We start from the raw sequence: 11,512 nt of genomic DNA on the forward strand, positions 1-11,512 counted from the left end.
ATCCCCTATGCTGGTGCAGCAATTTAACAGGGGTGTCATTCATGTCCCGCGAAATCGACTACGGAAATCTGATGCACTCCGCCATGCGCGGGCTCATTCGCACCGTCCTGCAGGATGTTGCGGACAAGGGGCTGCCGGGAAACCATCACTTTTTTATCACCTTTGATACCAACCATCCGGATGCGCAATTGGCAGACTGGCTGCGGGAACGCTACCCCGGTGCCATGACTGTTGTGATGCAGCATTGGTACGACAATCTTGACGTAGAAGAGAATGGTTTTGGCATCACCCTGAACTTTGGTGACGCACCGGAAACGCTCTATATCCCCTATGACGCGATCGAAACCTTCGTGGATCCCTCCGTGGAATTTGGCCTTCGCTTTGAAACAGCCGAAGACGATGACGACGATGATGCTCCCACAGATGATGACGACACCGAGGGAACCGGCGAAACCGACGTGGAAACACCGCACGCCTCGGATGGGGATGTCGTGTCTCTGGACAGCTTCCGCAAACACTAGCGCCTGCCCACCCCCACCGCCAAGGTGGGGCTGCGGGACCATTTGTATGCGGGGTTCTGATGCGCAACGGGCAATACACCTGCGCAGTCAGGGCCAATCGCAGTCAGGGTCAATAGCAGACGAGCCAATCGCAGACAGGGCCCAACTAAAGCGGCCCACACATTTGACCACTAGACTTTGTTGATCGCAAAATCTTGGCCAGAAACCTGCCTCTCAAAAATTAGCCCGGAAACTTCCCTTTGCACTCAGCAAGGCGCGGCACGGGCTGCCAGCAGCAGGCTTGCGAAAAAGCCCATCTACCCTCCATCAGCCCCCCATGGCTGTCACCGACGCAGAAGCTCAGTCTCTATCCGGCGAACTGGCTGACCATTGCGATGGGTGTGAAAGACGAGAGACAGCCCGTTTTCCGTCAGGCGGCGATCATATTGCTGCATTTCATAATCGCCGTTTTGATGAATAAACATCGAAAATACCGTCAGCGTATCGCCGCTGAGCCGCGCCCAGACATAGGGCTGCCCCTTCATGGGATCCTGTTGGACCTCATGTCCAAAAACATTGCGCTGCATAGCTGCCGCGTAAATCCCGCCGCGGTCACTGGGTATAAATTCAACCTCATAGGATTTCTCTCTGCGCCGACCATCCTCTTTTTCGGTGACCGTATTCCACTGCACCTTGAAGCCTTTGTCGGTTTCCGAGATCACAATACTCAGATCCCGCTGATCCGTTGTGCCATCGCTCATAGGCACTTCTGCCGACCCGCTATAGCGACCAACAAAATCGCCGATATCATGGGCAGAAGCCCGTACGACATGGCCAAAGATCAGAAAAACAGTCAAAACCAGCAGGCAAAGATACGCAGGCAAGCCCCCTAGCCCAAAGTGGCCTGGCCGCGTTGCTGCCCTGACCCTGGCCCGAGGAGCCGTGGCCCGATGAGCTGTGGCCCGAGAAAAGGATTCGACCGATTGCTTCACTGTATTCTCCTGTGCTGCCTCCCAAAGCGGGTGCCTCAAGCTTAGAGTAATGATCTCTGCCCGGCTAGCAATGACATGGAACAAGCCCGATCTGGAGAATTCTCTCTATACCCCAGCTGGTGATAGGCTATGCTGCGCGCAACTGGCCAATTGCGTCGCGACGGCGCAGAGGTTAAACGGCATGCAACGGCATACCAGACGGAGATAGACAAGATGTCCGATACCCGCACCGAGACCGACAGCTTTGGTCCGCTAGAGGTTCCTACCGACAAATATTGGGGCGCTCAGACCCAGCGCTCGATCATGAATTTCCCCATCGGCTGGGAAAAACAGCCCGTCGCCATCGTGCGTGCACTGGGGGTGATCAAAAAGGCCTGCGCCATGGCCAACAAGGCCTCCGGCAAGATGGAAGACCGCATCGCGGATGCCGTCATCGCTGCCGCTGGCGAAGTCATTGAGGGCAAGTTTGACGACAACTTCCCGCTTGTGGTCTGGCAGACCGGGTCTGGCACCCAGTCCAACATGAACTCCAACGAGGTGATCGCCAACCGCGCGATCGAAATGCTGGGCGGCGTCATCGGATCGAAAGATCCGGTTCACCCCAATGACCACTGTAATATGGGTCAGTCCTCCAACGACACCTTCCCCACGGCCATGCATATCGCCACCGCCATGTCGGTACGGGACGTGCTGCTGCCTGGTCTGGAAAAACTCGCCAAGGGTCTCGAGACCAAATCAGAAGAGTTCAAGGATATCATCAAGATCGGCCGCACCCATACCCAGGATGCGACACCGCTGACCCTGGGCCAGGAATTTGGTGGCTATGCCCACCAGATCCGTCAGGGGATTGCCCGTGTTGAGCTGGCGATGCCCGGCATCTATGAGCTGGCACAGGGCGGCACCGCCGTAGGCACCGGCCTGAACACCCAAAAGGGCTGGAGCGAAACCGTTGCGGCCAATATGGCCGAAATCACCGATCTGCCCTTTGTCACCGCCCCCAACAAATTTGAGGCTCTGGCCGCCCATGATGCCATGGTCTTCCTGTCCGGTGCGCTCGCAACCATCGCCGGTAGCTGCTACAAGATCGCCAGCGATATCCGTTTCCTGGGCTCCGGCCCCCGCTCTGGTCTGGGCGAGCTGATCCTGCCCGAGAATGAGCCTGGCTCCTCGATCATGCCCGGAAAGGTGAACCCCACCCAGGCGGAGGCGCTCACCCAGGTTGCGGCCCATGTCATGGGCAATGACGCTGCGATCAAATTTGCCGGCAGCCAGGGTCATTTTGAGTTGAACGTCTACAACCCGATGATGTCCTACAACCTGCTGCAGTCGATCCAGCTGCTGGGCGATGCCACCGACAGCTTTACCGAACGGATGCTCAACGGCATTCAGGCCAACGAGCCGCGCATCGACAAGCTGATGAAGGAATCGCTGATGCTGGTGACAGCTCTGGCGCCGACCATCGGCTATGACAATGCCACCAAGGTCGCCAAGACCGCGCATAAAAACGGCACCACCCTCAAAGAAGAAGCCATCGCGCTTGGCTTTGTGGATGAAGCCACCTTTGACAAGGTTGTGCGCCCCGAGCAGATGATCGGTCCCAAGGACTGATGGGAAAGCCGGTCAATCTGAACCGGTATCGCAAGACACAGGCGCGGGCCGAGGATAAGGCCCGCGCTGACCAGAACGCTGTGAAATTTGGCCGCAGCAAGCTGGAAAAATCGCTGGATGAGGCCCGCGCCGCCAAGGCCAAGCGCGATTTGGATGGCCACAAGAGCGACGAATGAACAGTCGCCCCCGCAAACACTCCCTCACCCTACGCGGGCACCGCACCTCGGTCTCGCTGGAAGATCCCTTCTGGCTGGAGTTTCGCCAGATCGCAGCAAGAACCAATCGCCCAATCAATGAGTTAGCAGCCGAAATTGATGAGGCCCGTGGCGCCGATTGCGGCCTGGCCTCTGCCATTCGGCTGTTTGTGCTGCGCGATTTGCAGGCGCGGCTCGCCCCTCAGGCCTGATCGACCTTGCCGCGGGGGCTGACCTGCAACCAGATCCCGTTCTTTGAGCGCACGGTCAGATGCGCCACGGGCACCGGCGCGGCGCCCTCAACACAGCTGAGTTTAAAGTGCCGCAGGATCAGCGACAGGATCAGCGGCCCCTCCACCATGGCAAATCCGGCACCGGGGCAAACCCGTGGCCCTGCCGAGAACGGGATATAGGCTTCGCGCTGGCACTGTTTGCCATTTTCCGTTTGCCAGCGATTGGGATCAAACCCGTCGGGATTGTCCCATAGACGCTCGTGCCGGTGCAAATGCCAGGGGCTGAGCACGATCTGCGCCCCCTCTGGCACCGTTCGATTGCGAAACTGCACCGGGCAGGTTGCTTCGCGCACCATCATGGGCACCGGCGGATACAGACGTAGGGCTTCGCGGAACACATCCCGCGACAGGCGCAGCTTTGACATGGCAGCAAAGCTTTCATCCGCCAGCGCCTCGGCCTCCTGCGCCAGCTGCTCTTGCCAATCAGGATATAGCGCCATCAGATACAGCGTCCAGGCCAGCGCCGAGGCACTGGTTTCATGGCCCGCAAGAAAGAAGATTGCCACCTGATCCACCATCTCCTGCGCGTCAAAGCGCTCTCCCGTTTTGGGATCGCTGGTGGTCATAATTTTGGTCGCCAGATCCTCTGGTGCGGTCCCGACCTTGATCGCCGCCATTCGGGCTTCGGTAAGTTTGCTGATCAGCGCCCGGATCACTTTGGCATTGGGGCGGGTTCCGCGCCGAAAGAACCGGGGCATCCACTTTGGCAAGGGTACAAAGGCCGCAAGGTTCAACAGCGGCTGGCTGCGCTGATAGTTGCGAAAGCGGGTAAAGACCTCTCCCGCCACTTCGTTTTCGATCGGGATTGAAAACAGGGTGCGAAAAATCACATCCGCCGCCACATGGCTGGTCACCTCTTCCACCTCGACCCTTGCGCCCTGCCCGACCTGAGCCTGCAACCGCACAATGGCCGAGTCGGCCGCAGCCCGCATCGCCGGGTAGGTCGCCTTCAGCCGCCCCCCTTCGAAGGCGGGATCGATGATGCGGCGCTGGCGTTTCCAGGTCTCGCCATTGGTCAGGAAAACGGAATCCCCGAGCAGCGGCTTTAGCCCTTCGGCGATGCGATCCGATTTGGGGAAGTCATCGGGCTGTTCTTTCAGTACCCGTTTGATCAGGTCGGGCTGGTTGATCAGAAACGAGCGAAAGCTCGGAGCACGAAATTCGGCCATCCAGGCCCGATAGAGTTTTGCTGGTTGCGCCGACAAAATATCATCGCGAAACAGCCGGACATAGCGCCACAAGGACACTCGCACCGGCCGGGCAGCTGGTTTTGGCGGCTGGGGCTTGGGCGCCTCTGTTTCAAACTGAGGGCCAGGGTCATGGTCAGGCGCGTTCATTCTGGCGACACCGAGGTATATTTGGACACAGGCACATCAATCCGGCTGGCAGAGGCCTGACGTGTGCGATAGCGCTGCCGCAGGGTCTGTGCCCCGGCGGTGATGCGAAAATAATCATAGTCGCCCGGCTGGTCAAAGGCACAAAGATATTGGAAATGCAGGCGGAAAAACCGCCAGCGCAGCTCGGCCCAGCGTGCCGGGCTCAGGGTCTGGGTGAAGGCGGCGGAAAACACCAGCGGCCAGCGTTTATCCGCTGGCGCAACGCCGCTTACCGCAACCGGATCACACAGCGCAAAGGCGCAGCCATCACCGGGCGCCGAGACATCAATCCAGGCAATTTCATCGCGCTGTGACAGGTATTGCAGATCGCGGCGCAACCGACTGGCACGGGGCAGGAAAGACACCATGGGCACCACCTGGCCCAGGGTGAGAAATCCGATCTCGGGACATGTCTCTGGCAGCCCCTCGCGGATGAGATCCGCCAGAACCGACACCCCGACATGCGCCCCCGAGGAATGCCCGACCACCAATAGCTCCTCAATATCGCCTGCGGCCAAGGCCGCCGCGATCTCTTGTTTAAAGGCTGCAATCCGGGCCTCCAACTCCGCTGGGTTCTCCCCGCGCGAGGCGGCTGAATAGGCGTAGTCATGCATCAGGTAATAGGCAAAGAACTTGCCATCCTGTTTTTTGAACCATCTGAGCAAAACCGCCGCTGCCAGTGCCCCGCCGCCCCAGCCGGGCAGCAGGGCGTACCAGGGCGGCTGATCGATAAGCAGCGCAACCGCCGCCGCCCATGCAGCCCCACAGGCCCAGAGCAGCAGCAGGGCCAACAACGCCTGCACCAGCAGCATGCCAACAGGGTAGAGCGCGGCAATCACCGGGCCTTTGCGCAGCCGCATAAGGCGGCGTAACGTGCCAGAGGCTATGTAGATCCAGGCGGTACGGGCCAGCTGCAGATAGGTGCCCGCAATCGAGGCATCCATGCTGTCGCGCACAATGTCAGACCAGACAAGCACGCTGAATTCTGTCTGCACCTGCGCGCCGTCGATCTCTGCGGTGACCTGCCAGCCATAGGGGCGCTGGCCCTGTCCTTTGCTGCCGGTCGCCTGCGCCTGTATGGATATCTGATAGGCGCTGATCTCTGCCTGAGCGGCTGATTCCTTGCGGTAAAGCTCGCGGTAGCGCCGGGGATGAATGGGGTCGTAGCCGGGAATATAGAAAACCCGCCGCGCCCGCACCGGCTGGGCTGGGTCATCTGGCCTATCCTGTGGCTGCTGCCCGGTTGCGCCCCGCACTATGCTATCCATTCCCTGGCCTCGTTTACTGGCCTCATTTACTGGCCTCGTTGCCTTTGACGCCAGAGTAGTCGAGATTTCCGCCCAGAGTAAGGCCGAGACTGGACCAAGACAGGGTTACGGATGGACAAAGACGGGGCCGGCCTGGGCGCAAAGAGAAAAACCTCCCCCAGGCGGCTACCAGAGGAAGGTTTGGAGCTAAGTTCGTAATGGTCGCCCGAGCCTTAAGTGACACGAGCCTTAAGTGACCTGAGCCTTAGTATTAGCCGAGGGTGGCAAGAAACGGAAAGGCTTCGAGCAACCACCAGGAGAAGGTCGAGAACAAGCCGGTGACCAACATAAAGCCGACCAACAGCAACAGCCCGCCCATGAGTTTCTCGATCAACCCCATATGGCGCTTCATCTTGTTCATCACCACCATCGAGCGGTTCAGGAAGATCGCGGCCAGCAAAAACGGCACCCCAAGGCCAAGCGCATAGATCCCCAACAGCAAGGTGCCGCGGCTGACCGAGGCCTCGGAAGCGGCGAGCGACAGGATCGCCCCAAGTTGTGGGCCAATGCAGGGCGTCCAGCCAAAGGCAAAGGCCAGCCCCAGCACATAGGCCCCCAGCACTGATCCACCGGCCTGACCGGCGTCAACCCGTGCCTCGCGATCCAGGATAGGAATGCGGAATACCGACAGAAAATGCAGGCCGAAGATGATCACCACAACACCGGAAGCCCGAGCGAAAAGCTCCTGATTTTGCAGTACAAAAGCACCAAAAAAGGAGGCGGTGAAGCCCAGCAGCAGGAACACTGTCGACAGGCCAAGAACAAAAAACAGCGCCGACAGGATCACCTTGCGCCGCGCTGCAGCCGTGCCCTGCATCTCACCAATGGAGACACCGCTCATATAGGCAAGATAGGGCGGCACAATCGGCAGCACACAGGGTGACAAAAAGCTGACCAAACCGCCCAGGAGCGCCACAAACATTGCAGGCAAAAGCGCTGCATCTATGATCTCAATTCCAAACATCTCGTTCCCCTAAAACAGGCTTTCCCGATCCATAGACCAGCCAGTACCAAAGGTCACGAGGCGCATTGGTCACATCCTTGTGGACAGGGCGTGAGTGGCGGATTATCTGAAAGACATGACTGAATTTATCTCCGACAGCGATGCCACCCTCGATGCCATTGGCCTGCTCTGCCCCCTGCCCGTGCTAAAGGCGCGCAAACGCCTCAAGTCCATGGCTGCGGGCGAGGTTTTGCAGGTGCTTGCGGATGACCCCGCTGCGCTCATCGACATCCCGCATTTCTGCACCGAGTCTGGGTATGAGTTCCTTGGACAGGACACGGGCGATGGCCATCAGATCTATCAAATTCGCAAGACCGGCTGATCAGCAGCCCCGGTAACTGCCCTGGTAGCTGCCCCATTTTGGCCCCGGTCGCGGAGGTGCAGAGCCAAAGCGGCTCGCAGGATCACACAGGTGTTGACCCGGCAGTGGGCGTGTCCTGGCTAAACAAGTTCAGCCAGCCCTGACCCTGACGCTGCCAAATAGATGACACATACATTGTATCCCTGCTGGCGGCTCCTGGCCGATGATAGACCGCCAAATAGGACAGGCAGACATGATCCTTGCCCAGCTGTAGCAGCCTGGGGTCGGTGAGCTGAAATGAGCTGACCGTCGGCCCCTCTTGCAGCTGGTCGCAATGATCCGCCCGGGTGGCAAAACCGCTGGGGTAGACGCCAAGAAAATCAGCATGCAGTGCCGCCTTGTCCGCCTCGGCATTGCCTTCAACCAGGGCCTGCCAGACCCGTGTTTCCTGCTCAAGGATTTCTGTCAACACAGTTGAATGCCCGTCGTGATCCACGTGTTCGGTCCTCAGGTATTGTCGGTTTGTTTCGCCACTGTGCCAGCATCGCAAACCCCGGCAGCAAAGAAAAAGGCGACCCCTGAGGCCGCCTTTTTATCTTATCCGATGGACCACCATCCGCGCCGCTTGGGCTTGGGCGGGGTTGTCGGTTCTGGCTCAGCCGCGGCTTCCACTTCTGCAGGCGCTGCAGGTTCCGGCGCGGGGTCAGCAGCAGCTGCGTCAGCGACCTCTGGCTGTGCTGTCACCTCTGGCTCAACGGCGGCCTCAGCTGCACTCTCTTGATCCGCAGGCGCTTCGGCGGCAGCTACAGTTTCCACTTCCGGCGTGTCAGATGCAACCGGTTGTGTCTCAGCGACTGGTTCAGCAGCAACCGCTGCGACCGGAGCCTCTGACACCTCAGCTTGCGATGCCTCAGGTTCAGAGGTGGTCTGCTCCGGCACGACACTCTCAGCCTGAGTTGGCTCTTCAGTGGCAGCAGCGGTTACGGTCTCGCCATCGCTTTTGCTGGCTGGATCGGCACTGGTCGCCACTGTGGCTTCCGGCTCTGCGCTGGGGGCCTCGCCAGTCGCCTCGGCAGCTGTGTCTGCGCCCGGTGCGGCTTCAACTGCGGTCTCTTCAACTGCGGTCTCTTCGCTTTTCTTGTTGCGCGAACGACCACCACGGGTGCGGGTACGGGTCCGGCTGCGGGCTGGCTTCTTCTCTTCAGAATCGGCCTCTTCACCTGCTTTTGCGTCGGCTTTTTCTTCCCCGTCCGCTGTGGGTTCAGCCTTGTCGCCAGCCTCGGCCGCGTTGCTATCGGAATCGGAGTTTTCCCCGCCGTTGCCGGACTTGCGCCGCCGACGCCGCCGCCGCTTGCGCTTGGGCTTGTCCTCGCCGTTGTTCTCACTTTCGTCCGCTTCAGGAGCCGCAGCCTCCTGAGGCTGTTCTTCCTCTGCAACCTCAGCATCCGCCTCGGCCTCATCAGCGTCGATCTGCGCCATAAGAGAGGTATCAGCCGACACAACCGAAGCGTCAGGAACAGTCACCACACGGGTGGCCGTCTTGAACTTCTCCAGCGTGAAATCCGGGCTGACCAGATGTGCATCGCCTTCGATGCGGACCGACATGCCGTAGCGGGCTTCGATCTGCGCGATATGTTCACGCTTCTGGTTCATCAGATAGTTGGCAATATCAATCGGGCAACGCACCAGAACCTCGCGCGAGCGGCGGCGGGTGCCTTCTTCTTCGATCTGGCGCAGGATCGACAGCGCCATGCTATCATCCGAGCGGATCAGGCCGGTGCCGTGGCAATGTGGGCAGGGCGCGGTGGTGGCCTCGATCATGCCGGGACGCAGACGCTGGCGCGACATTTCCATCAAGCCAAAACCAGAGATCCGGCCCACCTGAATGCGGGCACGATCCGTCTTCAGCTTGTCCTTCATCCGGTTCTCAACGGCGGCGTTGTTCTTACGCTCATCCATGTCGATGAAGTCGATGACGATCAGTCCGGCAAGGTCACGCAGACGCAGCTGGCGCGCCACTTCTTCGGCGGCCTCCAGGTTGGTGTTGAGCGCGGTTTCCTCGATCGAGGACTGTTTTGTCGCCCGGCCAGAGTTCACGTCAACCGCCACCAAAGCTTCGGTGGTGTCGATGACGATATAGCCGCCGGATTTCAGCTGCACAGTGGGGTTGAACATACCACCAAGATAGCTTTCGACCTGGAAGCGGGCAAAGAGCGGCAGGGTTTCCTGGTAGTTCTTCACGTTTTTGGCGTGGGACGGCATGATCATCTTCATGAAGTCCTTGGCGATGCGGTAGCCGCGCTCGCCTTCGACCAGAACCTCGTCAATCTCACGATTATAAAGGTCGCGGATCGAGCGTTTGATCAGGTCGCCCTCTTCGTAGATCTTGGCGGGGGCAATGCTTTTCAGCGTCAGCGCGCGGATCTGTTCCCAGAGACGCTGCAGATATTCGTAATCGCGTTTGATTTCTGCCTTGGTACGCTTGGCCCCAGCCGTGCGCACAATAAGCCCCGCACCCGATGGCACGTCGATTTCGGTTGCGATATCTTTCAGTTTTTTGCGGTCAACGGCATTGGTGATCTTGCGGCTGATGCCGCCACCGCGCGCGGTGTTGGGCATCAGAACGCAGTAGCGCCCTGCCAGCGACAGATAGGTGGTGAGAGCAGCGCCCTTGTTGCCGCGCTCTTCTTTGACAACCTGGACCAGCAGAACCTGACGGACCTTGATGACTTCTTGAATCTTATACCGACGTGGACGTGGCTTGCGGGCCGGGCGAATGTCTTCGCTGTCGTCTTCGTCAGCAACCGATTCAATGGTTTCGTCTTTGGCGCTGGCATCAACACGCGCATCGTCCTGCTCTGCTTTGTCGCCGGTCTCATCACTGGCGCCTTTGTCAGTGTCATTCTGGGCGGCGTCATCCTCGGCAGCGTCACCGCCGGTGGGTTCAACACTTGCGTCCTTAGCGGTTACATCCGCAGCGGCTGGCGCAGTTGCCTCTTGCGCAGGCTCTTCTGCACTGGCGGCTTCAGCGCTTGCTGCGTCTGGGCCGGCCTCTTGCGAGCGCGTCTCTTCCGGGTTGGAGGGCTCTTCTACCGGGGTGTCAGCAACACGTTCCATCGGCGAGGAGCCTTCGGGGACCTCGGCCAGCTTGGCCTCATCGCGCGCCATTTCGTCGACCAAATCAATGGTTTCCATACCAGCGATTTCCGAAACCACCGGCGTATCAGCACTGGTTTCAGAGGCAGGTGTAGCGGGCGCCACCTCTTTGGTCTCGACCGCATCCCCAGAGGAGACCTTAGCAGCCTTGGACCGGGAGCCCTTGCGACCCCGTGAGCGCGACCGTGAAGGCTTGGCCTCTTCGTCTTCCTCGCGGGCACGCTGTGCTTCCGCATAGGCGCGCTCTTCTTCCATCAGGGCTTCGCGGTCAGCAACCGGGATCTGATAATAGTCGGGGTGGATTTCCGAAAAGGCGAGAAAGCCATGGCGATTGCCGCCATATTCCACAAAGGCGGCCTGTAGCGAAGGCTCTACCCGTGTAACTTTTGCCAGATAAATGTTGCCAGCTAGCTGGCGTTTGTTCTCAGATTCAAAGTCAAACTCTTCAACCTTGTTTCCGTCGACCACCACGACGCGGGTTTCTTCCGCGTGGGTGGCATCAATAAGCATCTTCTTTGCCATGTTTCCTTAGTGCACCTGCCCTGCGCAGACGCAAACCTTGCCTTATCGGGAGGCCGCGCATGTATCGGGGGGTGTCTTGTCAGGGCGATCTGGGACGGCGCACTACAGGAGATGGCCCTGGAGCTTGCGTCCGGTCCTCGTGCCTGTATGCTCTTCGCTCGCGCGCGCGTCATCGCGTTTCTTCTCCGACAGGTCGGGAGACCCCGTTGCCTGCCTTGTTATCCCTCTTTGATTGATCAAAGAGGCGCTTAGCTGCTCCG

11 protein-coding genes are annotated in these 11,512 nt (G+C 59.4%); 5 read left to right on the plus strand and 6 right to left on the minus strand.

The genetic code is table 11. The features are described from left to right. Positions 1–41 precede the first annotated feature (41 nt). On the plus strand, positions 42–521 hold the full coding sequence (locus N1037_13330; GenBank protein UWS78261.1) for a ClpXP protease specificity-enhancing factor SspB: 480 nt from the start codon (positions 42–44) through the stop codon (positions 519–521). A 323-nt stretch (positions 522–844) separates the two neighbouring features. Here N1037_13330 and N1037_13335 read toward each other — a convergent pair whose 3' ends face one another. Beyond that, positions 845–1,384, minus strand: a complete 540-nt coding sequence (locus N1037_13335) for a hypothetical protein (GenBank protein UWS78262.1) — start codon at positions 1,382–1,384, stop codon at positions 845–847. Between the two features lie 321 nt (positions 1,385–1,705). Here N1037_13335 and fumC point away from each other — a divergent pair, with 321 nt between their 5' ends. From fumC to N1037_13350, 3 genes are read left to right on the plus strand one after another with little or no spacing between them, the layout of a single operon-like run. Beyond that, complete coding sequence (gene fumC / locus N1037_13340) at positions 1,706–3,100, plus strand: class II fumarate hydratase (protein UWS78263.1); 1,395 nt, start codon at positions 1,706–1,708, stop codon at positions 3,098–3,100. Further along, positions 3,100–3,276, plus strand: coding sequence for a DUF4169 family protein (locus tag N1037_13345; protein UWS78264.1), 177 nt, complete (start codon positions 3,100–3,102; stop codon positions 3,274–3,276). The genes fumC and N1037_13345 overlap by 1 nt, the downstream gene beginning before the upstream one ends. Continuing rightward, positions 3,273–3,506, plus strand: a complete 234-nt coding sequence (locus tag N1037_13350) for a ribbon-helix-helix domain-containing protein (GenBank protein ID UWS78265.1) — start codon at positions 3,273–3,275, stop codon at positions 3,504–3,506. Before N1037_13345 ends, N1037_13350 begins: the two co-directional genes overlap by 4 nt. Here N1037_13350 and N1037_13355 read toward each other — a convergent pair. The 3 genes from N1037_13355 to N1037_13365 form a co-directional block, all read right to left on the minus strand. After that, positions 3,497–4,924: a cytochrome P450 gene (locus N1037_13355; protein ID UWS78266.1), complete on the minus strand. Its 1,428-nt coding sequence runs from the start codon at positions 4,922–4,924 to the stop codon at positions 3,497–3,499. The two genes, N1037_13350 and N1037_13355, sit on opposite strands and share 10 nt — an antisense overlap. Then, on the minus strand, positions 4,921–6,231 hold the full coding sequence (locus N1037_13360) for a hypothetical protein (GenBank protein UWS78267.1): 1,311 nt from the start codon (positions 6,229–6,231) through the stop codon (positions 4,921–4,923). Before N1037_13360 ends, N1037_13355 begins: the two co-directional genes overlap by 4 nt. A 250-nt stretch (positions 6,232–6,481) precedes the next feature. Then, positions 6,482–7,234 (minus strand): cytochrome c biogenesis protein CcdA, encoded by a 753-nt coding sequence (locus N1037_13365; GenBank protein ID UWS78268.1) that lies wholly within the window; start codon positions 7,232–7,234, stop codon positions 6,482–6,484. Positions 7,235–7,361: 127 nt separating this feature from the next. Here N1037_13365 and N1037_13370 point away from each other — a divergent pair, with 127 nt between their 5' ends. Further along, complete coding sequence (locus N1037_13370) at positions 7,362–7,595, plus strand: sulfurtransferase TusA family protein (protein UWS81361.1); 234 nt, start codon at positions 7,362–7,364, stop codon at positions 7,593–7,595. An 82-nt stretch (positions 7,596–7,677) separates the two neighbouring features. Here N1037_13370 and N1037_13375 read toward each other — a convergent pair whose 3' ends face one another. Further along, entirely contained in the window at positions 7,678–8,070 is a 393-nt protein-coding gene (locus tag N1037_13375; protein UWS78269.1) for a nuclear transport factor 2 family protein, read from the minus strand. A gap of 101 nt (positions 8,071–8,171) precedes the next feature. Next, positions 8,172–11,252, minus strand: coding sequence for an Rne/Rng family ribonuclease (locus tag N1037_13380; GenBank protein ID UWS78270.1), 3,081 nt, complete (start codon positions 11,250–11,252; stop codon positions 8,172–8,174). Positions 11,253–11,512 lie beyond the last annotated feature (260 nt).

The sequence above is a fragment of the Phaeobacter sp. G2 genome (assembly GCA_025163595.1).
In the GTDB taxonomy this organism is placed as follows: domain Bacteria; phylum Pseudomonadota; class Alphaproteobacteria; order Rhodobacterales; family Rhodobacteraceae; genus Pseudophaeobacter.

Bases quoted from the DNA above. Each gene is read 5' to 3' on its own strand.
- N1037_13350 (UWS78265.1), top strand. From the start codon at position 3,273: ATGAACAGTCGCCCCCGCAAACACTCCCTCACCCTACGCGGGCACCGC.
- N1037_13360 (UWS78267.1), bottom strand. From the start codon at position 6,231: ATGGATAGCATAGTGCGGGGCGCAACCGGGCAGCAGCCACAGGATAGG.
- N1037_13330 (UWS78261.1), top strand. From the start codon at position 42: ATGTCCCGCGAAATCGACTACGGAAATCTGATGCACTCCGCCATGCGC.
- fumC (UWS78263.1), top strand. From the start codon at position 1,706: ATGTCCGATACCCGCACCGAGACCGACAGCTTTGGTCCGCTAGAGGTT.
- N1037_13345 (UWS78264.1), top strand. From the start codon at position 3,100: ATGGGAAAGCCGGTCAATCTGAACCGGTATCGCAAGACACAGGCGCGG.
- N1037_13380 (UWS78270.1), bottom strand. From the start codon at position 11,252: ATGGCAAAGAAGATGCTTATTGATGCCACCCACGCGGAAGAAACCCGC.
- N1037_13365 (UWS78268.1), bottom strand. From the start codon at position 7,234: ATGTTTGGAATTGAGATCATAGATGCAGCGCTTTTGCCTGCAATGTTT.
- N1037_13355 (UWS78266.1), bottom strand. From the start codon at position 4,924: ATGAACGCGCCTGACCATGACCCTGGCCCTCAGTTTGAAACAGAGGCG.